Genomic DNA, 25678 nt, shown 5'->3' with positions numbered 1-25678 from the left:
ATGGATCCCAGCACCCTCGCGCCCTATGCGCGGCACATCCTGAACGACGCGACCATCGCCGAGCTTCCCAACCACTACAGCGGCAAGGTGCGGGACAATTACGACCTGCCGGACGGGCGGCGCATCCTCATCACCACCGACCGCATCAGCGCCTTCGACCGTATCCTGGCGGCCATTCCGCTGAAGGGCCAGGTGCTGACCCAGACGGCGCGCTACTGGTTCGAGCAGACGCGCGACATCTGCCCCAACCATGTCCTCGAATACCCGGACCCCAACGTGGTGGTGGGAAAGCGGCTGGACATCCTGCCGGTCGAGGTGGTGGTGCGCGACTATCTCGCCGGCACCACGGGCACCTCGATCCTGACGCTCTACAAGGCCGGCCAGCGGGAGATGTACGGCGTCACCCTGCCGGACGGGATGCGCGACAACCAGAAGCTGCCCCGGCCGATCATCACGCCCACCAGCAAGGCCTTCGACGGCGGGCACGACGAGCCGCTGACGCCGGCGCTGATCCTGGAGAAGGGGCTGCTGAGCGCCGCGCAGTGGGAGACCCTCTCCCGCTACGCCCTCGCCCTCTTCGCGCGCGGGCAGGAGCTGGCGCGGCGGCGCGGGCTGATCCTGGTGGACACGAAGTACGAGTTCGGCCTCGACACCGAGGGCAACATCGTCCTGGCCGACGAGATCCACACGCCGGACAGCAGCCGCTACTGGCTGGCCGGCAGCTATCCGGCGCGCTTCGAGGCCGGCGAGAAGCCGGAGAGCTTCGACAAGGACTTCGTGCGCAACTGGGTGGTGGCGCGCTGCGATCCCTACAAGGACCCGATCCCGGAGATCCCCGAGGCGGTGATCCTGGCCACCGCCGCCGTCTATGTCACCGCCTTCGAGCAGATCACCGGCGAGACCTTCGCGCTGCCCTCCCTGGACGAGCCGGTGCTGGCCCGCATCCGCCGCAACCTGGCGCGCTATGCCTGAGCCTCCCGGGGCGCGGCGGGTGGCGGACAGGCAGGGCGACCCGGCTTAAGCTTCGCAACCCCGCGCCGGCGGCCGCGTTGCGCCAGCGCATTCATGGAGGACATGCCCGATGGGTTTCCTGGCCCGCACGCTGATCACGGCCTTCGCCTTCTGGTGCGCCGACATGCTGATCGCCGGCATCAACTTCAGCGGACCGTTCAATCTGGTGATCGCCGCCATCGTCTTCGGCATCGTGAACGCGCTGATCCGGCCGGTGCTGATGCTGCTCACCCTGCCGCTGAACCTCCTCACGCTCGGCCTCTTCACCCTGGTGGTGAACGCCGCGATGCTCGGGCTGACGGCGCTGGTGATGCCGGGGATGCAGGTCTCGGGCTTCTGGGCGGCCTTCTTCGGGGCGATCATCGTCGCGGTGGTGTCGTGGATCGTCAACCGCACCATCGGCGACGCCGCGCCCGCCGGCATCGAGAACCGCTGAAGGACCGCCGCCGGGGCCGCTGGAGCCCCGGCGGAACGCCCCGCCTCAGTACATGTGCTGGCCGCCGTTGATCGACAGCGTCGAGCCGGTGATGAAGTCGGCATCGTCGGCGGTCAGGAAGGCGACGCCGCGCGCGATGTCCTCGGCGGTGCCGAGGCGGCCGCGCGGGATGCGTGCGATGATCTTCTGCAGCACGTCCTCCGGCACGGCGCGCACCATCTCGGTGTCCACATAGCCGGGCGCGATGGCGTTCACGGTGATGCCGGCCCGCGCGCCCTCCTGCGCCAGCGCCTTGGTGAAGCCGTGGATCCCGGACTTGGCGGCGGCATAGTTGACCTGGCCGTACTGCCCGGCCTGGCCGTTGATCGAGCCGATGTTGACGATGCGGCCGAACTTGCGCGACATCATCCCGTCCCAGACCAGCTTGGCCATGTTGAAGCAGGAGCCGAGATTGGTGTCGATCACGTCGTCCCACATCTTGCGGTCCATCCGCTTCATGGTGCCGTCGCGGGTGATGCCGGCGTTGTTCACCAGCACCTCGATCGGTCCGTGCTCCGCCTCGATCCGGGCGACCGCGGCCTGGCAGGCCTCGAAGTCGGAGACGTCGAACTTGATGGTCGCGATACCGGTGCGCTCGGTGAAGGCCGCAGCGGCGGCGTCATTGCCGGCATAGGAGGCGACCACCTTGCGGCCGGCCTTCTGCAACTGCTCGCTGATGGCCGCGCCGATGCCGCGCTGCCCGCCGGTGACCAGGGCCACTCTTGCCATAGGCTGTCCTCCTCCGTGAAGGTTCATGGCGGGACCGGCTTCATTCCGGTTCCGCGTCGACCATGGCATCATAGCCGGCGGCCGGATGCCATGGTCTTGTTGAGGCCCCGCCGCGCCTCAGCGCAGCGGCAGGGCGTACATCAGGCCGCCGCGGGTCCAGAGGTCGTTCAGGCCGCGCTCGAGGCCGATGGGCGAACCTTTGCCCAGGGTCCGGTCGAAGATCTCGCCGTAGTTGCCGACCTGCCGGATCGCCTGGAAGGCCCAGTCCTCCGGCAGCGCCAGCGCCTTGCCGAAGCCCGGCGTGGCGCCGAGCAGGCGCAGCACGTTCGGGTCCTGCCCGCCGCGCATCTCCGCCGCATTGGCCCGGGTCACGCCCAGCTCCTCGGCCTCGATCAGCGCCGCCAGGGTCCAGGTCACGATGTCGCGCCACTCCTCGTCGCCATGCCGCACCATCGGGCCGAGCGGCTCCTTGCTGATCCGCTCGGGCAGGATGACATGCGCCTCGGGTTCGCGCAGGGCCGAGACGCGCAGCGCGGCGAGTTGCGAGGCATCGGTGGTCATGGCGTCGCAGCGGCCGGACTGGTAGGCGGCCGTCATCTCGTCCATCGAGCTCAGCACCACGGGCTGCAGGCGCAGGCCCTCGCGCCGCGCATAGTCACCGAGGTTGAGCTCGCTGGTGGAGCCGGGCAGCACGCAGACCGTGGCGCCGTCGAGCTGCCGCGCGCCGGCGATGCCCGAGGCGCGCGGCACCAGGAAGCCCTGGCCGTCGTAGAAGTTGACGCCGGCCATGTTGAAGCCCATGGCCGTGTCGCGCATCAGCGTCTGCGTCACGTTGCGCGCCAGCAGGTCGATCTCGCCCGATTGCAGGGCGACGAAGCGCGTCTGGTAGGTGGTGGGCACGAATCGGACCTTCGATGCATCGCCCAGCGTGGCGGCCGCCACGGCGCGGCAGAACTCCGCGTCGAGCCCCTGATACTCGCCCCGGCTGTCCGGCGCGGAGAATCCGGCCACCCCGGTATTGACCCCGCAGACCAGCTGCCCGCGCGCCCTGACCCCGTCCAGGGTCGGGCCCGCCAGGACCGGCGCGGCGTCGAGGGCGAGCAGGGCGGCCAGCAAGGCGATCAGGACGCGCATGGGGCGGCTATCTCCGGCGGTTCGGCGTCCAGCGTAGAGCATCCCCGCGCCGGGCGCATGCCTCGCCGGGCGTAAAAGCACCGTCAATCCTGTGGACAAGTCGCGACCATGATCGTGTCTGGCGCGGCTTTACAATTTCTGATTGTGTTACGGATCCTTACTGCAACATAAAGTCATTGATCTTCTGAAACGCTACCGAGTATCACGGGGGCGTGAACATCACCTCGCCCGAGCAGGGTGAAGCAGCGGAAGAAACTCTCTCCCATGGCCAGGCACACCCTTTCCTCGCGCGACCCGCAGGCCGGCTCAGACCAGGAAGCCCTCTCCCGCATGATCTCCTATCTGGAGGCGGAGTGCCGGCGCCTGGGCGCCGCCGATGCCGCGCTGCACCTCGCCCTCGCCGCCACCCTCCTGCCCGCCGCGCCGTCGCTGTCCCGGGACCTGGCGCCGGCCGGCGCGGGCCGCCTGCTGCAATAGGCCGCGCGGCCATCGGCCCGGACCGCGCTTTTTTCTGGTCCGCGCGAGGATTGCGGTGTAAGCGCGGCCGCATCCCAACATCGAGTGGCGGTCCTTTCCGATGGATACCCCTATCGCTGCGGTCCTCTGGACCCATCAGGCGCAACGAGACCTCGCGGCCGTGCTGCGGCTGCTGAGCCACGCCGAACGCTGCTGCCTGGAGGCCGGCTCCGAGGATGCGGCCGGCCTGGTGGCGGAGGCCATGTCGGTGCTGGCGCGGGACGGCGCCGCCCGCAAGATGGCGGCCTGACAGGACCCCCGGCCCGGGCGGGCTCCCGCGAGCCCGCCAGGCCGCCCCATCAGACAGTCCCGTCAGACAATCCCGCCGGGGCCGGTCCGCCTGCCATCCAGTCCAGCAACTCCACCGTATGGATCGCCGGCAGGGGCCCCGAGCCCAGCTGCGTCAGGCAGCCGATATTGCCGCTGGCGATCACCGCCGCCCCGGTGCGGCCGATATTCTCCAGCTTCCGGGCCTTCAGCGCCCCGGCGATCTCCGGCTGCATCAGGTTGTAGGTGCCGGCCGAGCCGCAGCAGAGATGCCCCTCGGCCGGCTCCTTCACCGTGAAGCCGGCGCGCGCCAGCAACTGCTTCGGCGCCGAGGTGATCTTCTGCCCGTGCTGCAGGCTGCAGGCCGCGTGATAGGCCACGGTCAGCTCCGGCGCCGCGCGACTCGGCGCGTAGCCGAACTGCAGCAGCACTTCCGAGACATCGCGCGCCCGGGCCGCCACCAGGGCCGCCCGCGCCGCCCAGGGCTCCGGCTCCTCGCGGAACATATGGCCGTAGTCCTTCACCGTGGTGCCGCAGCCCGAGGCGTTCACCACGATGGCGTCCAGCCCCTCGCCCTCGATCTCCCGCGTCCAGGCGGCGATATTGGCCCGCGCCAGGGCCATGGCCGGATCGTGCTGGCCCATGTGGTGGTTCAGCGCGCCGCAGCAGCCCTGCCCCTCGCTCACCACCACCTCGACCCCCATCCGCGTCAGCAGCCGGATGGTTGCGGCGTTGATGGAGGGCGCCAGGACGGTCTGCGCGCAGCCGGTCAGCAGCGCGACACGGCCGCGCCGCTCGCCCTCGGCGGGATAGCGGCGGACGGCCGGCGCCGGATCGGCCGGCGGCAGCGTCTCGGGCGCCAGCTCCAGCATGGCGCGCATCCGGCCGAAGGTGGTGCCGCGCCCCGGCAGCCAGCCCCGCAGCGGACGCGCCAGCCGCGCCGCCCGCAGGGCCAGGCGGAAGCGCCCCGGATACGGCAGGGTGGCGCCGAGCACGCGCCGCAGCAGCCGCTCCGGCCAGGGCCGGGTATAGGTCTCCTCGATGTAGCGCCGGGCATGGTCCACCAGATGCATGTAGTGCACGCCCGAGGGGCAGGTGGTCATGCAGGAGAGGCAGGAGAGGCAGCGGTCCACGTGCCGCACCACCGCCTCCGTCGCCGGCTGGCCGCTCTCCAGCATGTCCTTGATCAGGTAGATGCGGCCGCGCGGGCTGTCGAGCTCGTCGCCCAGCAGGACGAAGGTCGGGCAGGTGGCGGTGCAGAAGCCACAATGCACGCAGGTGCGCAGGATGGTGTTGGACTCCCGCGTGTCGGGGTCCGCCAGTTGCTCCGCCGTGAAGTTCGTCTGCATGCCGCCTGATTCCGTCCCGTCCTTCAGGGTGGGAGGGAAGCGGTCGCGGTGCAAGCACCCGGGCGGGAGGGGGCGCGGGAAACCGCCGTCCGCGCCGGCCTCCCGCCGTCCTCACATGTCGAGGAACACCGTCTCCGCCTCGCCCTGGAGCTGGATCACGAGACGGTAGGTCGGCAGGTCGGCGGCCCCGGTGCGCGCGGCGACCAGGGTGGCGCGGCGTCCCGCCTGCTCGATGCTCCGCAGCACCGGGTCGGCCTCGAGCGCCGCGGCGTCCTCGGGGAAGTAGAGGCGCGTGTGCAGGTGGATGTTGATGCCGCGGGCGAAGATCAGCAGGCTGACATGCGGCGCCTGCGGCCGCCCGTCGCGCCAGGGCACCACGCCGGGCCGGATGGTCTCGAAGACCCATTCGCCGCTCGCCGGATCGGCCGCCGCGCGGCCCCAGCCGAGGAAGCCGCCGGCATTGTGCCTGCCGTCCCGGTCCGCCTGCCACAGCTCCAGCAACGCATCGCGCACCGGGTGGCCGGAGCCGTCCATCACCACGCCGGTCAGGCGGATGCGCTCGCCGGCGCCCTCCAGGATATGCGGCTGTTCCTGGGTGCGGGTGGCGAGGCCGGCGGCGACCGGCAGCAGGCCGATATGGACATAGGGCCCACCGGTCTGGGAGGGCGTCTCCTTCAGGTATTCGACGGGCATGGTCAGAGGCCCTCCGGCCGGTTCTCGAAGAAGGTCTGCCGCCGGCCGCGCAGCACGATGTCGAAGCGATAGGCCAGCGCGTCGAAGGGGATGGAGTTCTGCATGTCGAGCCTCGCCACCAGCCGCTCGCGCCCCGCCGGGTCGGGCAGGGTGCCGAGGATGGGGCAGAGCGGGATCAGCGGGTCGCCCTCGAAATAGAGCTGCGTCACCAGGCGCTGCAGGAAGGCCTCGCCGAAGAGCGAGACGTGGATATGCGCCGGCCGCCAGTCGTTGCCGTTGTTGCGCCAGGGATAGGGGCCGGGGCGGATGGTGCGGAAGAAGTAGTTGCCCTCGGCATCCGTCATGCAGCGCCCGGCGCCGCCGAAATTCGGGTCGAGCGGCGCGAGGTAGCTGTCGTTGTGGTGCCGGTAGCGGCCGCCGGCATTGGCCTGCCACACCTCCAGCAGGGTGCGCGGCACCGGCCGGCCGGTCTCGTCCAGCACCCTGCCATGGACGATGATGCGCTCGCCCACCGCCTCGCCATCGCGGGCGTGGTTGCGGATCAGGTCGTTGTCGAGCGGCGCCAGCAGATCGGCGCGGAAGACCGGCCCGGCATTCTCGCCCGGGCCGGGCTCCAGCGAGACCAGGGCGCGGCGCGGGCTGCGCAGCACGCTGGTCTTGTACTGCGGCGTCAGGGGCGGCGGATGCAGCGAGCGGTCGCGGCGGATGATGTCGCCGAGGCTGGGCATGGATGGTCCTCCCGCGGAGGCGCCGGCGTGTTGGCGGGGGCGGCGCCTTCTCCGGGCTCAGCCTGCCGCGTCGCCTTGCATGAGGAAACCGGGTATTTATCATGCGATGCATGAGCAGGATCGATGCCTTCTCGCTCGATGGCCATGCGTTGCGCCTCTTCCTCGCCGTGCTGGAGGAAGGCTCCGTCACCGCCGCCGGGCGCCTCGGCCTCAGCCAGTCGGCGGCGAGCCACGGGCTGATCCGGCTGCGCGGCCTGCTGGGCGATCCGCTCTTCGTGAAATCGGGCCGCGGCATCGTCGCCACCCCCTATGCGCGCGGCCTGGCCGGGCCGGCCCAGGCCCTGCTCGACGGCCTGCAGGGCCTGGTGCGGATGGATGTCTTCACCCCGGCCAGCGCGCGGATCGGCTTCACCATCGCCGCCAACGGCTTCCAGCGCGACCTGCTGCTGCCCGGCTTCTTCGCCCGGGTGGAGGCGCAGGTGGCGCGGCTGAGCCTGCGCGTGGTCCCTTCCGGCGCGCCCAGCGCGGCCCTGCTGCGCGAGCAGGGCTGCGATCTGATCATCACGCCCTTCCCGCCCGCCGGCACCGACATCCTGCAGAAGCGCCTGCTGACCGACCGCTACGCCTGCTTCTACGACGCCGCCGCGCGGCGCCCCCCCGAGACGGCCGAGGCCTATCTCGCCGCCCGCCACATCACCGTGCTGCATCCCGAGGGTGAGGCCCTCGATTTCGACCGCCGCCTGGAGGCCGAGGGCCTGCAGCGCGACATCGCCATCCGCGTGCCGGGCTTCGATGGCGTCGCCGCCTTCCTGCGCGGCAGCGCCATGCTGGCCACCCTGCCCGGCCTGCTGCGGCACGGCGCGCTGCGCGGCCTGGCGCACGCGCCGGTGCCCCTGCCCCCCGCCAGGGGCCGGCTCGGCGCGCTGCCGCTCTACATGGCCTGGCACCGGCGCGACCAGCAGGACGCCCGCCACGCCTGGCTGCGCGGCGAGTTGCAGGCCACGGCCGCCGCCCTGCGCGAGGCCGCGCCGGACGCCGCGCCGTGACCCGGGCCTTCCCGCCGCCCCGCGCGCCCGGCAGCCGCGACCTGCTCGGCGGCCTGTCGCGCGGGCTCCGGGTGATCGAGGCCTTCGCCGGGCGGCCGCGCGCCAGCATCGCCGAGCTGGCGCGCGACACCGGCCTCAGCCGCGCCGCCACCCGCCGCTGCCTGCTGACGCTGGCCGAGCTCGGCTATGCCGAGACGGACGGGCGGCACTTCTGCCTCACGCCGCGCGTGCTGCGCCTCGGCGGCGCGTGGCTGGCCAGCGCCACCCTGCCCGATCTGCTGATGCCGCAGCTCGAGGCGGTGCGGGAGGCGACCGGCGAGAGCTGCTCGGCGGCGATCCTGGACGGGGCGGAGGTGGTCTACATCGCCCGTGCGGCGGCGCAGCGGATCATGCCGGTCTCCCTCGGGGTCGGCAGCCGGCTGCCGGCGCATTGCACGGCGCTCGGCCGCGCCCTGCTCTCCGCGCTGCCCGAGGGGGTGATGGAGCATCTCCTGGCCGGGCTGACGCCGGCGGCGCTGACCGAGCACACCCGCACCAGCCGCGAGGAGATCCGCGCCGCCGTCGCCGCCGCGCGCCGGCAGGGCTTCGCCATGGTGGAGGAGGAGTTGCAGCTGGGTCTGCGCTCCCTCGCCGTGCCGGTGCGCGACCAGCGCGGGCGCTGCGTCGCCGCCATCAACATCGGCCAGCGAACCTCGCGTGGCGAGGCCGGGGCCGTGTGCCAGCGGCTGCTGCCGCCGCTGCTGGCCGCCGCCGCGGAGCTGCGCCGCACCATCCCCGGCTGATCCGGCGCGGTCGGGCTGCATTCAGGCGACTTCACGGTCATGTGAGCCTGGCCGGCTTGACGCCACGGGCTTCAGCGAGAACGTTCTCGCCGAGAACAAGGCCGCCAGGCCGCCGGAGGAAACCCATGGAAGAGACCGTGTCCGCGCCGCGGCGCCTCCACCGCGTCACCATCAAGGATCTGGCCCGCGACCTCGGCATGTCGGTGGCCACGGTGGCGCGCGCCTTTCATGCCGACGCGGCGATCGCCGATGCCACCCGCCAGGCGGTGCTGGGCCGCGCCAGCCAGCTCGGCTACCAGCCCAACGCCCTGGCGCGCAGCATGATCACCCGCCGCACCCGCATCGTCGGCGTCGTGCTCTCGGACCTGGCGAACCCCTTCTACTCCGCCGCCCTGGCGCCGCTGACCGCCGCGCTGCAGGGCGCCGGCTACAATGTCATGCTGGTGATGGCGGAGGCCGGCGGCGAGATGGGCGAGGCGCTGCGCCTGCTGCTCTCCTACCAGCCCGAATGCGCCGTGATCCTGGCGACGACGCTGAGCAGCGACGCCGCCGCCGCCTGCCGCGAGGCCGGCACGCCGCTGATCTTCCTCAACCGCCATCCCGGCGCGGCGGGGCTGGAGACTGGAAGCCTCGCCGCCGTCTGCGACAATTCCGGCGGCGCCGCCGCGGTGGCCGGGCATCTGGCGGCGCGCGGCGCGCGGCGGCTCGGCCTGATCTCCGGGCGGCCGGATGCCTCGACCAATGCCGAGCGGTGCCAGGGCTTTCTCGACCGCTGCGCCGCACTCGGCCTGCCGCCGCCGTTGGTCGAGGCGGCGGGCGAGTTCACCTACGCCGCCGGGCAGCAGGCGGCACGCCGCCTGCTCGCCCGCCCGGACCGGCCGGAGGCGCTGTTCTGCACCGCCGACATCCTGGCGCTCGGCGCGATGGACGTGGCGCGGCACGAGCTTGGCCTCGCCGTGCCGGGCGACATCGCCATCGCCGGCTTCGACGACATCCCCATCGCCGCCTGGCCCTCGCACGACCTGACCAGCCTGCGCCAGCCGGTGGAGCGCATGATCGCCGCCGCCCTGGACTGGATCACGCTCGCCGGCCGTGGCGAGGCGCCATCCTGCCGGCTGCTGCGCCTGCCCGGCGAGCTGGTCGTCCGCGGCAGCACCGTCCCGTTGCAGGAAGCAAGAAAGGAAACCGCATGCAGCCTGTCCTGAACACCGTCGCCGTCATCGGCGCGGGACTGGTCGGCTCCGGCTGGGCGCTGGTCTTCGCGCGCGGCGGCGCCCGGGTCCGCGTCTATGACGCCGATGCCGGACTGCGCGCCCGCGCGCCCGCGCGCATCCGCGCCATGCTGGAGGAGATGCGCGAGGCCGGGCTGGCCCAGGCGCCGGAGGTCGAGGCGGCCTTCGCCCGCATCACGGTGACGGAGAGCCTCGCCGAGGCGGTCGGCCCGGCCGACTACATCCAGGAATCCGTGCTCGAGCGCGTGCCGGTGAAGCAGGCGGTCTGCGCCGAGATCGACGCGGCGATGCGGCCCGACGCCATCGTCGGCTCCTCCTCCTCCGGCATTCCCGCCTCCGCCTTCACCGAGGGGCTGGCCAACCGCGCGCGCTTCCTGATCGCGCATCCGGTCAACCCGCCGCACCTGATCCCGCTGGTGGAGCTGGTGCCGGCGCCCTGGACCGATCCGGCCATCCCGCCCGTGCTGCGCGCCGCCATGGAAGGCTGGGGCCAGGCGCCGATCGAGGTGAAGGGCGAGATCGAGGGCTTCATCCTGAACCGGCTGCAGGGCGCGCTGCTGAACGAGGCCTGGGCGCTCTACGAGGCGGGCCTCGCCTCCGCCGTGGACATCGACCGCACGGTGAGCCAGGGCCTCGGCCTGCGCTGGGCCTTCATGGGGCCCTTCGAGACCATCGACCTGAACGCGCCGGGCGGCATCGCCGACTATTCCGCCCGGCTCGCCCCGCTCTATCACGACATCGCCCTTTCGCGCCGCGATCCGCAGCCCTGGTCGCAGCAGGCCATCGCCAGCGCCGAGCGGGAGCTGCGGCAGAGCCTGCCGCAGGACCGGCTCGGCGAGCGCACCGACTGGCGCAACCGCCGCCTGATGGCGCTCGTCGCGCATCTGCGCGGCCAGCCCAAGTGACCGGCGCCGCGGCCGGGCGCCATCGCCCCGGCCGCGGCCCGGCCCGCAACCGATCATCCCGGAGCCCGACCCTTGGGTACACTCGCCATCATCCTGTCCCTCGCGGGGCTGATGTACTTCGCCTATCGCGGCACCAACGTCCTGATCCTGGCCCCCATCATGGCCGCCTTCGCCGTGCTGATGGCGCAGGGCGGCCCGCTGCTCGCGACCTATACGCAGATCTTCATGAAGAGCCTCGGCAACTACGTCGTGCTGTTCTTCCCGATCTTTCTGCTCGGCGCCATCTTCGGCAAGCTGATGGCAGATAGCGGCTCCTCCACCACCATCGCGCACACCATCATCCGCCGTCTCGGCGCGCAGCATGCCATCACCGCCGTGACGCTGGCCTGCGGCGTGCTGACCTATGGCGGCGTCTCGCTCTTCGTCGTCGCCTTCGCGATCTTCCCGATCGCCGCGGCGCTGTTCCGCGAGGCGGACGTGCCGAAGCGGCTGATCGCCGGCGCCATCGCGCTGGGCAGCTTCACCTTCACCATGACGGCGCTGCCGGGCACGCCGGCGATCCAGAACGCCATCCCGACGCGCTTCTTCGGCACCACCACCTTCGCAGCCCCCGGCCTCGGCATAATCGCCGCCGCCATCATGCTGTTCGGCGGCCTGGCCTGGCTGCACCACCGGCAGCGCCGGGCCAGGCTCGCCGGCGAGGGCTATGGCGACCACAAGGAGAACCTGCCGCAGTTCGAGGACGGCGAGCGGCCGGGCTTCGCGCTGTCGCTGCTGCCGATCGTCGTCGTTATCGGGCTGAACGCGCTCTTCTCGCTGGTCGTCTTTCCCTCGCTCGACCTCGGCTACCTGTCGCAGCAGATCTACGGCAACATCGCGCCCACCGCGGTGATCGGCACCTGGGCGCTGATCGTCGCGCTGGTCGGCGCCATCCTGACCGTCCTGCTGCTGCAGCGGCGCTACCTGCGCGACGCGCAGAAGACGCTGAACGAGGGCACGATGGGCTCGCTGCTGCCGATCTTCAACACGGCGAGCGAGGTGGGCTACGGCGCCGTCATCGCCTCCCTGGCGGCCTTCGTCGTCGTGCGCGACTTCGTCGTCGGCATCGCGCCCGGGACGCCGATCATCTCGCTCGCCATCGCCGTCAACGCCCTGGCCGGCATCACCGGCTCGGCCTCCGGCGGCCTGTCCATCGCGCTCGACACGCTGGGCGCCACCTACATGGAGCGCGCCGCGGCGCTCGGCATCAGCCCGGACCTGCTGCACCGCGTCGCCGCCATCTCCTCCGGCGGTTTCGACTCGCTGCCGCACAACGGCGCGGTCATCTCGCTGCTGACCATCACCGGGCTGACGCACAAATCGTCCTATGGCGACATCTTCGTCGTGAACCTGCTGGTTCCGGTCCTGGCGCTGATCGCCGTGATCCTGCTCGGAACGACCCTGGGCACCTTCTGACGCCGCCGTGCCGCCCCCCCGAGGAAGGGGGAGGCGGAGGGGGATGTCACCAGCTGTCGTAGTCGGTGATGTCCTCCGCCTGCCCGCATTCGCAGCGCAGGGCGACCTGCGTGCCGATGGCCGTCGGGGTGAAGGTGACGGCGGTGGACGGCGGCGGGCAGCCGTGCCCGAGGAAACGGTCATAGGCCCGGAGCTCGGCCGGCCGCAGGCGGGAGAGGCCGCCCCGGCCGTCCTTCCGGTTCCCCTCGGGCGCCGGGCGGGTCATGGCGCGGGAGTCGCGAGCGGCACGGCGGTGACGCTGTTGAACGGCGAGCCGTCGATGATCTTCGTGCTGGTGACCAGATAGACCAGCACCTGCTTCTCCTGATCCAGGATGCGCGTCACCGTCAGCGACTTGAACAGCGCCGAGCTGGAGCGGCTGAAGACGGATTCCGTCTGCGGCAGCTTCTCCGGCAGGGTCACCGGGCCGGTGGCGCGGCAGGCGATGCTGAAGCGCGACGGGTCCTCGGCCAGGCCGACCCAGCCCGACAATCCGCCCGTGTCGGCGCGCGAGACGTAGCAGGAGACATTGGCGACGCGGGGATCGTCATAGCGCTCGACCACGACCTTGTCGTTCGGCCCGACCATGCGGAAGGTGGTGCTGACCTCGCCCACGCGCTTCTGCGCCAGGGCGGGTTGCCCGGCCAGCAGCAGGGCGAGGAGGACAGCGAGCAGCGGCTTCATGATGCGGGCGGCCTGGGGCTGGGGTTGCGGCCCCCACACATAGGCGATGATCGGCGGAAAGGAACGGGCCGCCCGGAGATCGGCCGGTCACAGCGAGCCGCGGCGCAGCAGACTGGCCGGGAGCCGCTCGGCCCTGGGCGGCGCGTCATCGCCGCCCAGGCGCGCGCGCAGCAGGCCGATGGTGCGGTCGATCATTTCCGGCACGGGCTGGCGCAGGGTGGTCAGGCGGTAGGCCGGCCAGGCGCCCATCGGGATGTCGTCGAAGCCGATCACCGCGACCTCGTCCGGGACACGCCGGCCCATCTCGTGCCGCAGCGCGTCCAGCCCGCCGAGCGCCAGGATGTCGTTGGCGAAGAAGACACCGTCCGCGCCCCCCAGCGCCCGGGCCGCGCGATGACCGGCCTCGTAGCTGAAATCGCCGGCCTCGATGCGGAGCGGCGTCAGGCCATGCCCGGCCAGGGCGGCGCGGAAGCCCCGTTCCCGGTCGTGGCTGGTCGAGGTGTCGGCGCGGCCGGCGACGAAGGCGGGGTTCCGGCAGCCATGGGCCAGCAGCGCCTCGGCCGCCATCCGCCCGCCCCCGACATTGTCGCAGGCGACGCTGTCGAGCCGCGTCGGCCCGATGGCGGTGCGGTTGAACAGCACGGCGGCCCGGCCATCGCCCAGCCAGTGCGAGGCGCTGGCCGAGGACAGGCTGGCCGAGGTCAGCACCACCGCGTCGACATGGTACTGCCGCAGCATCGGCAGCGCGTCGTCGGCGCTGCCGCCCGGCGGGATGGTGATCAGCAGCGACTGGAAGCCGGCCTCCCGCAGCGCGGCGTTCAACTGCTCCAGCACCGCCGGATAGAAGGGGTTGGTCAGCTCCGCCATGACGATGCCGACCAGCGAGGAGCGGCGCCGCGACAGGGCGGATGCGATGACGTTGGGGCGGTAGCCCAGTTCCTCCGCCGCGCGCAGGATGCGGGCGCGCATCGCCGGCGCCACCGAGGCGCCGGGGCTGAAGGCCCGCGACACCATCGATTGCGAGACGCCGAGATGCCGCGCCAGGTCGCGCGCGGTCACGGCTCCCATGGGGGCTCCCGCGGGGGCCTCCGCAGGGGCGTCAGGCGGCGTTCTTGCCACCGTAGCGCCGCACGCGGATGTCGGCCTGCTCCTTGTGCCCGGCGAAGTTCTCGATGGCGCAGAGGCGCGAGCAGTACTCGCCGACCATGGCGCTGGCCTCGGGCTTCACCTCCTGCCAGGTGCAGGTCTTGATGAACTTGCCGACCCAGAGCCCGCCCGTGTAGCGCGCGGCCTTCTTGGTCGGCAGGGTGTGGTTGGTGCCGATCACCTTGTCGCCATAGGCCACGTTGGTCTCGGGGCCGAGGAACAGCGCGCCGTAGTTGCGCATGTTGTCGCGGAACCAGCGCGGATTCCTCGTCATCACCTGCACATGCTCGGAGGCGATGTCATCGGCCACCTGCAGCATCTCCTCATCGGTGTCGCAGAGGATGACCTGGCCGTGGTCGCGCCAGGCGACGCTGGCGATGTCGGCGGTGGGCAGCACCTTGAGCTGGCGCTGGATCTCCGCCTCGATCCCCTCGGCGATCTTGCGCGAGGTGGTGAGCAGCACGGCGGGCGAGGTCGGGCCGTGCTCCGCCTGGCCGAGCAGGTCGGTGGCGCAGATCTCGGCATCCACCGTGTCATCGGCGATGACCAGCGTCTCGGTGGGGCCGGCGAACAGGTCGATGCCGACACGGCCATAGAGCTGCCGCTTGGCCTCGGCGACGAAGGCATTGCCCGGCCCGACCAGCATGTCCACCGGCTTGATCGTCTCGGTGCCCAGCGCCATGGCGGCGACGGCCTGGATGCCGCCCAGCAGATAGATCTCGTCGGCGCCGGCCATCGCCATGGCGGCGACGGTGGCCGCCGGGGCCTCGCCGTTCAGCGGCGGGGTGCAGGCGATGACGCGCGGCACGCCGGCGACCTTGGCGGTCAGCACCGACATGTGCGCGCTGGCCACCATCGGGTAGCGGCCGCCCGGGATGTAGCAGCCGACGCTCTCCACGGGGATATTCCTGTGGCCCAGCGTGACGCCCGGCAGGGTCTCGATCTCGAGATCCGTCAGGCAGGCCTTCTGCGCCTCGGCGAAGCGGCGGATCTGGGCCTGGGCGAACCTGATGTCCTCGATCACCTGCGAAGGCAGGCTGTCGATCAGCGCCTGGACCTGCTCCGGGGTCAGCCGGAAGCTCTCGGGCGACCACTTGTCGAACTTCACCGACAACTCGCGCACCGCCGCATCCCCGCGCGCCTCGACATCGGCGAGGAGGCTCTCGACGGTCTGGCGGACCTTGCGATCGTATTCGGCCGTCTCGGCGGCCTCGGCACCCTTCTTCAAATAGCGGATCATGACGCGTTCCTTCCCTGGCCGTGACAACAAGGCGGCCAGGATGAGGCCGGATTGCATACGGATGCAAGTCTTATTGCATCCGTATGCATCGGCGATCTCCTCACTCCGCGGTCCAGCCTCCATCCAGCATCAGCGCACTGCCGGTCATCAGCCCGCTGGCCCCGGAGGCCAGGAAGACGACGGCGCCCATCAAATCCTCCACCTGCCCGACGCGGCCGAGCTTGATCTTGGACAGGACCCAGTCGCGGAAGGCCGCGGCCTCGAAGAAGGGACGCGTCAGGGGGGTCTCGATGAAGGTGGGGCAGAGCGTGTTTACCCGGATGCCATGCGGCCCGAGCTCGATCGCCATGGCCTTGGTCATCCCCTCCATCGCATGCTTGCTGGCGCAGTAGACGCTGCGGTTCGGCCCTCCGACATGCCCCATCTGCGAGGAAAGCTGGATGATCGAGCCAGGCCGCCCCGCCGCCACCAGGCGCTTCGCCACCGCCTGCGCCGTGAAGAAGGCGGCGCGCAGATTGAGCGCCATGACGGCGTCGAAATCCGCCGGCGTCACCTCCAGGAAGGGGGCGGGGCGGTTGGTCCCGGCATTGTTGACCAGGATGTCGAAGGGCTCGCGCGCCTCCAGCGCCGCCTCCAGGGCGGCCAGGTCCGAGACATCCAGGGCCAGGGCCTCGGCCGCGCCGCCGCCGGCGCGGATCGCCGCCGCGGCCGCCTCCACCTCCGGGCCGCTGCGCGCCGCGAGCGCGACATGCGCGCCAGCCTCGGCCAGAGCGGCGGCGGCGGCGAGGCCGATGCCCCGCCCCGCCCCCGTCACCAGGGCGCGGCGCCCGTCCAGCCGGAAGGAGGGTGTCCGTGGCAGGGCCAGGTCTTGGGTCATGGATCGTCCTCCGAATGCGTTGCGGGGGAAGTCCTAGCCCTGGGAGCGAAGGGGCGGCAAATGCGGAAGAGTGTTTCTATTTATGGATATTTCTTCGTTAATATACAATCCGTATGGTGGCCGCGGACCACCTGGAGCCCCCGAAAGGCCGGTTTTGTTCAGAATGCCGCCACGTCACGCCGTCATCTCTGATTTTTAAACTCTGTCTCGCGTATTAATACGTCTCAAAGATGAAAAACCTCTTTTGGTTTCCCGTATAGGTGGTATAAATGCACTTATAGATTGTGGAGCACCAAGAGATTCGAGTTCTTCTGGTTGAGGACGACATGACCACCGCTCGCGGCATCTCGATGATGCTCAAGGCGTCGTCGATGATCACGGACACCGCCGCCACCGGCGAGGAGGCGCTCGAACTCGCCTCCCTCTATGACTACGACATCATCATCCTGGACATCATGCTGCCGGACATGGAGGGCTACGAGGTGGTCCGCCGGCTGCGCGGCAACCGGGTCGAGACGCCGGTCCTCATCCTCTCCGGCCTGTCCCGCCCCCAGGCCAAGGTGAAGGCCTTCGGCATGGGCGCGGACGACTTCATCACCAAGCCCTTCGACCAGCAGGAGCTGATGGCCCGGCTGCAGGCCATCATCCGCCGCGCCAAGGGCTTCAGCCAGCCGACCCTCTCCGTCGGCCCCCTGCTGCTCAACCTCGGCTCCCGCGAGGTGCGGGTGAACGACCGCGAGGTTCACCTGACCGGCAAGGAATACGCCATCCTGGAGCTGCTGACCCTGCGCAAGGGCCTGGTGCTGACCAAGGAGGTCTTCCTCAACCATCTCTATGGCGGCATCGACGAGCCGGAGGCCAAGATCATCGACGTGTTCATCTGCAAGCTGCGCAAGAAGCTGGCGCAGGCCGGGGCGGGCGAGCTGATCGGCACCGTCTGGGGCCGCGGCTATGTGATGCGCGAGCCGGCGCTGCAGGGCGCGCGCTTCCCGGCGCCCGAGCTGCCGGCGCCATCCCGGCAGGCGGCGCCCCAGGCCGCGGCATGACGATCCCGGGGAGGGCCGCCCGCCCTCCCCGGACCGTCTCACCGGGCCAGAGCATAGGCGCCCCGCTCCCCCGGCACCGCCATCAGCTTCTCCGTCAGGCCCAACACCGTCTCGGCGCCGCCGAGATAGAGCACGCCGTCCGGCGCAAGCTGAGCGGCGAGCGCGTTGAGCACCCGTCCCTTCGTCGGCGGGTCGAAGTAGATCAGCACGTTGCGGCAGAAGATGACGTCGAAGCGCCCGAGGCTGCGATGCTCGCCCAGCAGGTTGCGCTCCTCGAAGCGGGTCATGGCGCGCAGCTCCGGCCGAACCTGCCAGCGTGCCCCCTCCTGCCGGAAGTGCTTCACCAGCATCTGCACCGGCAGGCCACGCTGCACCTCGAACTGCGTGAAGAAGCCCTCGCGCGCCTTCTCCACCACCTCGCGCGAGAGGTCGGTGCCGAGAATCTCGGCCTGACGCATCCCGAGTTCGGAGAGGATCATCGCCACGGAATAGGCTTCCTGCCCGGTCGAGCAGGCGGCTGACCAGATGCGCAGCCTGTGGCCCGCGGCGCGCGCCGCCATCAGGCCCGGCAACAGCCGGCGCAGGTGGTCGAACGGCTTGCCGTCGCGGAAGAAGCTGCTTTCGTTGGTGGTCAGCGCCTCGGTGACATCGCGCGCCAGCCGCTCGGCCCTGATGTCGCGCAGCCGCAGCGCCAGCATATCCAGGCTGGCCACACCCTCCCGCTTCAGGATGGGCGCAAGCCGGGTCTCCAGCATGTAACCCTTGTCGGGGGTCAGCACGATGCCGGAGCGCGTCCTCACCAGCGCCGCGATAGCGGCAAAGCTCTCCGCATTCATGCGTGTCCTCCCACGGGACCGGCGCCCGCCATGCCACATTGCGCCATCGCGCGCTCAGCCAGTTGTTCGGGCGGCAGCAGCGCCTGCGCCAGGCCGGCCTTGGCCACCGCGCCCGGCATGCCCCAGACGACGCTGGAAGCCTCGTCCTGCGCCAGAACCGCGCCGCCCGCCGCCGCCACCGCCTTGCAGCCCAGCAGGCCGTCCTGCCCCATGCCGGTCAGGATCACCGCCAGCAGCCGGCCCTCGCAGGCCCCGGCGGCGCTGCGCAGCATCGGATCGACGGCGGGGCGGCAGAAATTCTCCGGCGGCGCCTGGTTCAGCCGCGCCACCAGCCCCTCGCCCCGGCGCTCGACCAGCAGGTGCCGGTCGCCCGGCGCCACATGGATCCGGCCCGGCCGCAGCACCTCGCCATCCTGCGCTTCCGCCGCCGCGGGGCCGCCGAGCCGCGACAGATGATCGGCCAGCATGGCGGTGAAACCGGCCGGCATGTGCTGCACCACGACGATCGGCACCGGGAAGGCGGCCGCCACGGCCAGGCGGCGGACGAAGCCGGCGAGCGCCTGCGGGCCGCCGGTCGAGGACCCCAGCGCCAGCAGCCGAGGGCGCCCGCCGCGCGGGGCGGCCGGCAGGCCCGGCGGCACGATGGCCGGCGGAGCGGGCGGCCTGACCCGGGGCGGCTGACGCATCCGGGCCCAGCCCTTGACCTTGGCCAGAAGCTCGGCGCGGAAGGCGGGGTCGGCCATGCCGCCGCCCGCCGCGCCGGGCTTCGGAAGGTAGTCGGCGGCGCCGGCGCGCAGAGCCGCCATCGCCGCCGCCGCGCCATGCTGGGTGAGCGCGCTGGCGACGATCACGGCGAGGCCGGGCTGCGCGCGCAGCAGGCGCGGCAGCGCCGTCATCCCGTCCATCACCGGCATCTCAAGATCCAGAAGCACGACATCGGGGCGCTCGCCGGGCGCCAGGTCGCGCAGGGCGTCCAGCGCCTGCTGCCCATCCGCCGGCCGCGCCACCACGCGGATTCCCGGATCGGTCTCCAGCAGGCGGCCGAGGGCGGCGCGGACCGTCGCGCTGTCGTCGCACAACATGACGCGGATCGGCCCGCCGGCCGGCATGGCGCGCGGCGTGGCGGGGGTCCAGGCGCTCACGGCCCGACATCCTCCGCCAGCAGGCCGAGCTGCACCAGCTTGCCGGTGACGATCTCGTCGTCGAAGGGCTTCATGATATACTCCTGCGCGCCGGCGGCGAGCGCCAGCACGATGCGGTCGAACTCGCTCTCGGTCGTGCAGAGCATGATGACCGGCCGCTCCGGCCCGAACTCGGCGCGGGCCGCGTTCAGGAACTCCAGCCCGTCCATCACCGGCATGTTCCAGTCGAGCAGAACGAGGCGCGGAAGCTCGGCGCGGCAGGCCTCGAGCGCCAGCAGGCCGTTCTCCGCCTCGCGCACGGCGAAGCCATGACGTTCCAGGATGCGGCGCGCGGCCTTGCGCACGACGCGGCTGTCGTCCACCACCAGGCAGGTTGTCGGCGTTTCCATGCGTTCCTCCTCAACCGATCGCCAGGACGCGGTCGACATCGAGCACGATCAGCAGCTGCCCGTCCTGCCGGTGGACGCCGCGCGACACCTCGCGCCAGACCGGGTCGAGCGTCGGAGGATTGGCGGCGAAACCTTCGGTGCGCAGCGGCAGGACCTCCCCCACTGAATCCGAGAGAAGGCTGTAGAGCTCGCCATTCTGCTCGACGACGACGCTCATCGCGGTGGCGCCCGCGGCCCGCTCCGGCAGGCCGAGGCGGCGCCGCAGGTCGATCGCGGTGACGATGCGGCCACGCAGGTTCAGGCTGCCGGCCACCTCGCGCGGGGCCAGGGGCACGCGGGTGATCACCTGCGCGCCCAGGATGTCGCGCACCGACAGCACCGGCACGCCGCAGAGCTGGCCGGCGACCGTCAGGGTCAGGAACATCTCGGCCGCGGCGTCGGCCAGGACCGGCGGCCGCACCAGGCCGGCGGAGGAAGGCATCGGGGCATGCATCGCGGTGGTTTCCTCAGCACGGGGTCTGCGCGGCCACGGCGTCGCGCAGCGCCGCCATCAGCGCCTCGCGGTCCGACTTGCCGACATAGTCGTTGAAGCCGGCCTCACGGGCGCGGCGGATCAGCGCGGGATCGCTGCGGCCGCTTAGCGCCACCATCGGCACCGTGCGCCAGGCCCCGGCGCCGCGCACCGCCTGGGCCAGGCCGATGCCGTCGAGATCTGGCATCTCGATGTCGGAGACGATGATGTCGAAAGCGGCGCCCTGCTCGCGCAGCTGCAGCGCCTGCGCGCCGGTGTCCACCGCCGTCACGTCATAGCCGACGGCGGTCAGGCCCGGCATCAGCAGGTGGCGGAAGAAGGCGCTGTCCTCGACCAGCAGGACGCGCGGCGTCGTCTGGTCGCCGCCGGTGGGGCGGAACCAGTCCTCCCCGGCCTGCCGCAGCCACCAGGAGCAGTCGATCAGGTCGGTCACCTTGCCGCAGATCACCGCGCTGCCGAGGATGCCCGGCTGGTCGCTGGCGCCCTCGATGACGATCTGCTCCTCGACCACGTCCAGGATGCCGTCGACCATCAGCCCCATGGCGCGGTCGCGGTCGTTGAAGACCAGGACGGCCTGGCGGCGGCCCGGCTCCGGCATCATCCAGCCCGGCGCGGCCGGCACCAGCGGCATCAGCTTGCCGCGATACTGCACCAGCGCCTTGCCGCCGGAATGCTCGATGCTCTCCGCCGGCAGGTCCTCGAGCCGCGCCACCAGGCCGAGCGGCACCGCCTTCGGCGCGCCGTCGCCGGCCTGGAAGAGCAGCAGCGCGGTGCGCTCGCCCGAGCGGGTGCCGCGCAGCCCTTCCTGCGCCCGCGCCGCCTCCTCGCTCGGCCCGTCGGCGCCCACGCCGGTGGCGCGGGCGATGCCGTTGGGATCGAGGATCATGATGACGCTGCCATCGCCCAGGATGGTGTTACCGCTGAACATCGTGACGTGGCGCAGGATCGGCGCCACCGGCTTGACCACGATCTCCTCGGTGTCGAAGACCTTGTCAACGATGATGCCGAAGACATTGGCGCCGACCTGGGTGACGACGACGAAGCCCTCCTCCGGCCCGGCATCGGCGCGCTGCTCCAGCTGCAGCAGCCGCGACAGCGAGACCAGCGGCAGCAGCCGCTCGCGCAGGCGCATCACCGGCGTGTCGTTGATCCGCTCGATCTGCGCGCTCTCGGCGGCGCCGCCGGCGCGCACCAGCTCGACCACGCCGATCTGCGGAATGGCGAAGCGCTCGCCGCCGGCCTCGACGATCAGCGCCGAGACGATGGCGAGCGTCAGCGGGATCTTGATGTAGAAGGTCGTGCCCTTGCCTTCCACCGAGCGCAGGTCGATGGTGCCGCCGATCTTCTCGACATTGGTCTTGACCACGTCCATGCCGACGCCGCGGCCGGAGACCGAGGTCACGGCCGCGGCGGTGGAGAAGCCGGCGCGGAAGATGAACCGCTGGATCTCCCGCTCGCTCATGCCGGCCAGCTCGGCCTCGGTGGTCAGGCCCTGGCTCAGCACCTTGGCCCGGATCTTCTCGACCGCGAGGCCGCGCCCGTCATCGCCGATCTCGATGATGATGTGCCCGCCCTCGTGATAGGCGTTGAGCAGGATGCGCCCGGTCTCGGGCTTGCCGGCCTGCCGGCGCTGCTCGGGCGTCTCCAGCCCATGGTCGCCGCTGTTGCGCACCATGTGCGTCAGCGGGTCCTTGATCAGCTCCAGCACCTGGCGGTCCAGCTCGGTCTCGGCGCCGCGCATCACCAGCTCGATCTTCTTGCCGAGCTCGTTGGCGAGATCCCGCACGATGCGCGGCAGCTTCTGCCAGGCATTGCCGATCGGCTGCATGCGCGTCTTCATGACGCCTTCCTGCAGCTCGGAGGTGATGTGCGACAGGCGCTGCAGCGGCACGGTCAGCGCCGAGTCGCTGCGGGCGCGCACGAGCTGCAGCAGCTGATTGCGGGTCAGCACCAGCTCGCTGACCAGGGTCATCAGATCCTCCAGCACATCCACCGAGACGCGGATGGTCTGGGCCGCGGTGATCGGGCCGGCCGCGGCGGCCTCGCCCTCCGTGCCCGGCTGGCGCGGCGCGGGCGCAGGCGCCGGCGCGGCGGCTTCCGCAGCGGGCTCCCGGGCGGCGGCCTCCGGTGCGGCGGGTTCCGCCTCGAACACCTTGTCGAGCGCCTCGAGCGTGGCCTGCGCCGGTGTCGCGGCGCCGGGCTCGCCCCGCCAGGCGGCGTCGAGCGCCGCGATCAGCGCCGCGTCATCCCCCGCCGGCTCGCCGCCCGTCGCCTCCAGCCCCGAGACGATGCCCTTCAGCCCGTCCAGCGCCGCCAGGATCAGGGTGATGCCGGCGGGCGTCACCCGCAGCGAGCCGTCCCGGTACTTGCCCAGGACGTTCTCGGCGGCATGGGCCACCTTCTCCAGCCGCGCCAGGCCGAGGAAGCCGCAGGTGCCCTTGATGGTGTGCACGTTGCGGAAGATCTCGGAGAGGGTCTGCCGGTCGTCCGGCGCTTTCTCGAGCTTCAGCAAGGCGCCGTCCAGCGAGGCCAGGGCCTCGTTGGTCTCGGTCAGAAAATCGGCGAGCAGGTCGTCCATCGCGGTCCCCGACAGGCTGGTTCAGCAGGCTGTTGCCGGCCAAACTGGCGTCCGTTCCGCGAAGAAACCGTAAAAGCCGTGCCTCGCCCGCCTCAGCCGCGCGGGTCGAGCCGCAACACCATGGCCTCGCCCTCGGCCCCCAGCGCGGCGCGCCAGCCCGCCCCCTCCGCCAGCACGCGCAGCATGGTCGCCAGGATGCCGCGCGGCCCGGCGGAGGCATCGCCGCCCAGCGCCGCCGCGACGCCCGGCGCCCAGGCCACCACCCGCCCCTCGGGCCGCAGCACCAGCGCCTCCGCGGCCGCGCCCGGCCCGAGATGCACGACGCCGCCGCGCGAGACCGCCTCCCCCGCCAGCATGGCGGCCACCAGCAGCAGCTGCGCCACCGGCGCGGGCAGCACCCGGTCCCGCGGCATCGCGCCCAGGTCGAACCGCGCGCGGCCGCCGGCCAGCATGCCGTCCAGCAGGGTCGCGATCTCGCTCAGCGCCAGCGGCCCGGTGCCGGCGCCGCAGGCGGCGCGCCAGAAGCTCAGCCGCCGCCGCATCTCGGCCACCGCGTCCTGCGCCAGCCCGGCGGCCTCCGGGTCCTCGCCCAGCAGGCTCATGGCTCCGCCGATCGTGCCGAGCGGGCCAACGAGGTCATGGCACAGCCGGGCGCAGAGGTCCTGCGCCAGGCTCGATTCGCTGTTCGTCAAGGGGACTTCCTCATGCCGGGTCCGGAAGGCCGCGCTAGCCGCATCCTGCCTAAGATACGGTTAAGAATCACGCTTCCGTGAACGCTGCCTCCCTAGCCCGGCCGGCGCTTCGCCGCCACCCTGGCCACCATGCGACTCCCGCTCGAGCCTGGAATGCTGGTCCGCCATCCGCAGCGCCCGGAATGGGGGGTGGGTCAAGTGCAGTCCGTGGTCGGCGAACGGGTCACGGTAAACTTCGAGCATGCCGGCAAGCTGCTGATCAACGCCGCGCAGGTGGCCCTCGACGTGCTGGACGCGCCGTGATCGCGGCCGCCTGGGCGCAGGTGGCGCCCCTGCTCGGCGGCTGGGAGGTGGGGGTCGCGGTCTTCGCCACCGTCATCGCCGGGCTGATGCGGGGCTATTCCGGCTTCGGCACCGCCATCCTGCTGGCCCCGGTCTATTCCACCCTCTGGGGGCCGCGCGTCGGCGTCCCGGTGATGCTGGTCATGGAGCTTTTCGTCTCCGCCTATCTGCTGCCGCGCGCCGTGGCGCTGGCCAACCGGCGGGTGATCTTCTCGCTCGGCGGCGCCGCCATCCTGGCCACGCCCTTCGGGGCCTGGGTACTCTTCGTCGCCGAGGCCGGCACGCTGCGCCGCGCCATCGGCCTGATGGTGCTGGTCTTCGGCCTGCTGCTGATGTCGCCCTGGCGCTATCATGGCAAGCGGCCGCTGTCGCTGAACCTCGTCATCGGCACCGTCTCCGGGCTGATGAAGGGCGCCACCGGCATGTCGGGCCCGCCGGTCATCCTCTACCTGCTGTCCGGGCCGGAGGCGGCGGCGCAGCACCGCGCCAACCTGATCCTCTACTTCGGCCTGCTCGGCATCGCCGCTGTCATCCCGCCGCTCTGGGGCGGGCTGATCGGCGGGCCGGTGCTGGTGCTGACGGCGCTGATGCTGCCGGTGCTGCTGGGCAGCGTGCCGGTCGGCGCCCGGCTCTTCCATGTCATCCCGGTGCAATGGTACCGCCGCCTCGCCCTCGTCGCCCTGGTCGGGGCCGGGAGCTTCGCGCTGCTCGGCTGAGCCCGGGACGGCGGCGGAGGGGGTTGCAGCGGAGGGGCGGGGCGGCCCAAATGGGGTGGACCCGCATACCCCAGGAGTGCCCCTCGCCATGATCGATCCGTTCGGCCGGCGGATCAGCTACCTCCGCGTCTCCGTCACGGACCGTTGCGACCTGCGCTGCGTCTACTGCATGGCGGAGGACATGACCTTCCTGCCCAAGGCGCAGATCCTCAGCCTTGAGGAGCTGGAGCGGCTGTGCGGCGCCTTCATTGGCCTGGGCGTCGAGCGGATCCGGCTGACCGGCGGCGAGCCGCTGGTCCGGCGCGACGTGATGTCGCTGATCCGCAATCTCGGCGCCCGCATCGGCCCCGGCGCCCTGCGCGAACTGACGCTCACCACCAATGGCACCCAGCTCGCGAAGCATGCCGAGGGTCTCTACGCCGCCGGCGTCCGCCGCCTGAACGTCTCCCTCGATTCCCTCGATCCGGCGCGCTTCCGGGCACTGACCCGCTGGGGCGACATCGAGAAGACGCTGCATGGCATCTTCGCCGCCAAGGCGGCGGGCCTGGCCATCAAGATCAACGCCGTCGCCATGAAGGGCGTGAACGAGGACGAGTTCGACCGGCTGATCGCCTGGTGCGGCGAGCACGGCTTCGACCTGACGCTGATCGAGACCATGCCAATGGGCGAGATCGGCGAGGACCGCACCAACCAGTACCTGCCGCTCTCCCTGGTCCGCCGTCGCCTGCGCGAGACCTGGACGCTGGAGGACACGGACTACGCGACCGGCGGACCGGCCCGCTACATGGTGGTGAGGGAGACAGGCCGGCGCCTCGGCTTCATCACCCCGATGACCCACAATTTCTGCGAAAGCTGCAATCGCGTCCGCCTCACCTGCACCGGCACGCTGTATATGTGTCTCGGGCAGGAGGATGCGGCGGATCTGCGCGCGCTCCTGCGCGACCCGGCGGTGGACGAGGCCGGGCTGCGCGAGGCGATCGAGGCCGCCATCGCCCGCAAGCCGAAAGGCCATGACTTCGTCATCGACCGGCGCCACAGCCGTCCCGCGGTCGGGCGCCACATGAGCGTGACCGGAGGGTGAACCTTGGCGGCTGAAC

General features: G+C 71.5%; 29 protein-coding genes. 13 read left to right on the top strand and 16 right to left on the bottom strand.

Annotated elements, in window-relative coordinates; all coding sequences use genetic code 11:
• Window positions 1-972, top strand: a complete 972-nt coding sequence (locus D9598_RS05510; protein ID WP_198365387.1) for a phosphoribosylaminoimidazolesuccinocarboxamide synthase — start codon at window positions 1-3, stop codon at window positions 970-972.
• A gap of 109 nt (window positions 973-1081) precedes the next feature.
• A complete protein-coding gene (locus D9598_RS05505; RefSeq protein WP_198365386.1) occupies window positions 1082-1447 on the top strand; it encodes a phage holin family protein in 366 nt (121 codons plus the stop codon).
• A 45-nt stretch (window positions 1448-1492) separates the two neighbouring features.
• On the opposite strand, the gene phbB is transcribed toward D9598_RS05505, so the two are convergent.
• Window positions 1493-2215, bottom strand: a complete 723-nt coding sequence (gene phbB / locus D9598_RS05500) for an acetoacetyl-CoA reductase (RefSeq protein WP_198365385.1) — start codon at window positions 2213-2215, stop codon at window positions 1493-1495.
• Window positions 2216-2332: 117 nt separating this feature from the next.
• Window positions 2333-3349 (bottom strand): amino acid ABC transporter substrate-binding protein, encoded by a 1017-nt coding sequence (locus D9598_RS05495; RefSeq protein ID WP_198365384.1) that lies wholly within the window; start codon window positions 3347-3349, stop codon window positions 2333-2335.
• Between the two features lie 264 nt (window positions 3350-3613).
• Between D9598_RS05495 and D9598_RS05490 the strand changes: the two genes are divergently transcribed.
• Window positions 3614-3826: a hypothetical protein gene (locus D9598_RS05490; protein ID WP_198365383.1), complete on the top strand. Its 213-nt coding sequence runs from the start codon at window positions 3614-3616 to the stop codon at window positions 3824-3826.
• Window positions 3827-3926: 100 nt separating this feature from the next.
• Entirely contained in the window at window positions 3927-4115 is a 189-nt protein-coding gene (locus D9598_RS05485) for a soj family protein (protein WP_198365382.1), read from the top strand.
• 49 nt (window positions 4116-4164) lie between these two features.
• Here the strand turns inward: D9598_RS05485 and glcF are convergent, their stop codons facing one another.
• The 3 genes from glcF to pcaH all read right to left on the bottom strand — a co-directional run bounded on the left by glcF (window position 4165) and on the right by pcaH (window position 6902).
• A complete protein-coding gene (gene glcF, locus D9598_RS05480) occupies window positions 4165-5481 on the bottom strand; it encodes a glycolate oxidase subunit GlcF (protein ID WP_198365381.1) in 1317 nt (438 codons plus the stop codon).
• A gap of 111 nt (window positions 5482-5592) precedes the next feature.
• Window positions 5593-6174 (bottom strand): protocatechuate 3,4-dioxygenase subunit alpha, encoded by a 582-nt coding sequence (gene pcaG / locus D9598_RS05475; RefSeq protein ID WP_198365380.1) that lies wholly within the window; start codon window positions 6172-6174, stop codon window positions 5593-5595.
• Between the two features lie 2 nt (window positions 6175-6176).
• A complete protein-coding gene (gene pcaH, locus D9598_RS05470) occupies window positions 6177-6902 on the bottom strand; it encodes a protocatechuate 3,4-dioxygenase subunit beta (RefSeq protein ID WP_198365379.1) in 726 nt (241 codons plus the stop codon).
• Window positions 6903-7012: 110 nt separating this feature from the next.
• On the opposite strand from pcaH, the gene D9598_RS05465 reads away from it, so the two are divergent.
• The 5 genes from D9598_RS05465 (at window position 7013) to D9598_RS05445 (ending at window position 12322) form a co-directional block, all read left to right on the top strand.
• The gene (locus D9598_RS05465; RefSeq protein ID WP_198365378.1) at window positions 7013-7948 is read left to right on the top strand and encodes a LysR family transcriptional regulator; all 936 of its coding nucleotides are present in this window, start codon (window positions 7013-7015) and stop codon (window positions 7946-7948) included.
• Window positions 7945-8730, top strand: coding sequence for an IclR family transcriptional regulator C-terminal domain-containing protein (locus D9598_RS05460; protein ID WP_198365377.1), 786 nt, complete (start codon window positions 7945-7947; stop codon window positions 8728-8730). The genes D9598_RS05465 and D9598_RS05460 overlap by 4 nt, the downstream gene beginning before the upstream one ends.
• A gap of 125 nt (window positions 8731-8855) precedes the next feature.
• A complete protein-coding gene (locus tag D9598_RS05455) occupies window positions 8856-9935 on the top strand; it encodes a LacI family DNA-binding transcriptional regulator (protein WP_198365376.1) in 1080 nt (359 codons plus the stop codon).
• Window positions 9920-10867, top strand: a complete 948-nt coding sequence (locus D9598_RS05450) for a 3-hydroxyacyl-CoA dehydrogenase (protein ID WP_198365375.1) — start codon at window positions 9920-9922, stop codon at window positions 10865-10867. Before D9598_RS05455 ends, D9598_RS05450 begins: the two co-directional genes overlap by 16 nt.
• Window positions 10868-10939: 72 nt before the next feature.
• Window positions 10940-12322 (top strand): GntP family permease, encoded by a 1383-nt coding sequence (locus D9598_RS05445; RefSeq protein ID WP_304621596.1) that lies wholly within the window; start codon window positions 10940-10942, stop codon window positions 12320-12322.
• 46 nt (window positions 12323-12368) lie between these two features.
• Here D9598_RS05445 and D9598_RS05440 read toward each other — a convergent pair whose 3' ends face one another.
• From D9598_RS05440 to D9598_RS05420, 5 genes are all read right to left on the bottom strand, one after another.
• Window positions 12369-12587: a hypothetical protein gene (locus D9598_RS05440; protein ID WP_198365374.1), complete on the bottom strand. Its 219-nt coding sequence runs from the start codon at window positions 12585-12587 to the stop codon at window positions 12369-12371.
• Window positions 12584-13045: a CreA family protein gene (locus tag D9598_RS05435; RefSeq protein ID WP_198365373.1), complete on the bottom strand. Its 462-nt coding sequence runs from the start codon at window positions 13043-13045 to the stop codon at window positions 12584-12586. Before D9598_RS05435 ends, D9598_RS05440 begins: the two co-directional genes overlap by 4 nt.
• 87 nt (window positions 13046-13132) lie before the next feature.
• The gene (locus D9598_RS05430) at window positions 13133-14113 is read right to left on the bottom strand and encodes a LacI family DNA-binding transcriptional regulator (RefSeq protein WP_198365372.1); all 981 of its coding nucleotides are present in this window, start codon (window positions 14111-14113) and stop codon (window positions 13133-13135) included.
• Between the two features lie 31 nt (window positions 14114-14144).
• Window positions 14145-15431 carry a histidinol dehydrogenase gene (hisD, locus tag D9598_RS05425; protein ID WP_198365371.1) on the bottom strand — a complete coding sequence of 429 codons (1287 nt, stop codon included), beginning with the start codon at window positions 15429-15431 and terminating at the stop codon, window positions 14145-14147.
• Between the two features lie 100 nt (window positions 15432-15531).
• Window positions 15532-16308, bottom strand: a complete 777-nt coding sequence (locus tag D9598_RS05420) for an SDR family NAD(P)-dependent oxidoreductase (protein WP_198365370.1) — start codon at window positions 16306-16308, stop codon at window positions 15532-15534.
• 299 nt (window positions 16309-16607) lie between these two features.
• Between D9598_RS05420 and ctrA the strand changes: the two genes are divergently transcribed.
• A complete protein-coding gene (ctrA, locus tag D9598_RS05415) occupies window positions 16608-17354 on the top strand; it encodes a response regulator transcription factor CtrA (RefSeq protein WP_198365583.1) in 747 nt (248 codons plus the stop codon).
• A gap of 38 nt (window positions 17355-17392) precedes the next feature.
• Here the strand turns inward: ctrA and D9598_RS05410 are convergent, their stop codons facing one another.
• From D9598_RS05410 to D9598_RS05385, 6 genes are all read right to left on the bottom strand, one after another.
• The gene (locus D9598_RS05410; RefSeq protein WP_198365369.1) at window positions 17393-18190 is read right to left on the bottom strand and encodes a protein-glutamate O-methyltransferase CheR; all 798 of its coding nucleotides are present in this window, start codon (window positions 18188-18190) and stop codon (window positions 17393-17395) included.
• Window positions 18187-19272: a chemotaxis-specific protein-glutamate methyltransferase CheB gene (gene cheB / locus D9598_RS05405; protein WP_198365582.1), complete on the bottom strand. Its 1086-nt coding sequence runs from the start codon at window positions 19270-19272 to the stop codon at window positions 18187-18189. Before cheB ends, D9598_RS05410 begins: the two co-directional genes overlap by 4 nt.
• A gap of 56 nt (window positions 19273-19328) precedes the next feature.
• Window positions 19329-19721 carry a PleD family two-component system response regulator gene (locus D9598_RS05400; RefSeq protein ID WP_198365368.1) on the bottom strand — a complete coding sequence of 131 codons (393 nt, stop codon included), beginning with the start codon at window positions 19719-19721 and terminating at the stop codon, window positions 19329-19331.
• A gap of 10 nt (window positions 19722-19731) precedes the next feature.
• Complete coding sequence (locus D9598_RS05395) at window positions 19732-20214, bottom strand: chemotaxis protein CheW (RefSeq protein WP_370591937.1); 483 nt, start codon at window positions 20212-20214, stop codon at window positions 19732-19734.
• A 13-nt stretch (window positions 20215-20227) separates the two neighbouring features.
• The gene (locus tag D9598_RS05390; protein WP_198365367.1) at window positions 20228-22831 is read right to left on the bottom strand and encodes a chemotaxis protein CheW; all 2604 of its coding nucleotides are present in this window, start codon (window positions 22829-22831) and stop codon (window positions 20228-20230) included.
• A 92-nt stretch (window positions 22832-22923) separates the two neighbouring features.
• On the bottom strand, window positions 22924-23523 hold the full coding sequence (locus tag D9598_RS05385; RefSeq protein ID WP_198365366.1) for a histidine phosphotransferase family protein: 600 nt from the start codon (window positions 23521-23523) through the stop codon (window positions 22924-22926).
• A gap of 129 nt (window positions 23524-23652) precedes the next feature.
• On the opposite strand from D9598_RS05385, the gene D9598_RS05380 reads away from it, so the two are divergent.
• The 3 genes from D9598_RS05380 (at window position 23653) to moaA (ending at window position 25662) form a co-directional block, all read left to right on the top strand.
• The gene (locus D9598_RS05380; protein ID WP_198365365.1) at window positions 23653-23826 is read left to right on the top strand and encodes a DUF3553 domain-containing protein; all 174 of its coding nucleotides are present in this window, start codon (window positions 23653-23655) and stop codon (window positions 23824-23826) included.
• Window positions 23823-24581, top strand: a complete 759-nt coding sequence (locus D9598_RS05375; RefSeq protein WP_370591936.1) for a TSUP family transporter — start codon at window positions 23823-23825, stop codon at window positions 24579-24581. The genes D9598_RS05380 and D9598_RS05375 overlap by 4 nt, the downstream gene beginning before the upstream one ends.
• A gap of 88 nt (window positions 24582-24669) precedes the next feature.
• On the top strand, window positions 24670-25662 hold the full coding sequence (moaA, locus tag D9598_RS05370) for a GTP 3',8-cyclase MoaA (protein WP_198365364.1): 993 nt from the start codon (window positions 24670-24672) through the stop codon (window positions 25660-25662).
• Window positions 25663-25678: the final 16 nt, after the last annotated feature.

The organism is Roseomonas sp. KE0001 (assembly GCF_016107285.1).
Taxonomy (GTDB): domain Bacteria; phylum Pseudomonadota; class Alphaproteobacteria; order Acetobacterales; family Acetobacteraceae; genus Pseudoroseomonas.
The sequence above is the reverse complement of the archived record's forward strand: the minus strand, read 5'-3'. Positions and strand labels throughout refer to the sequence as shown.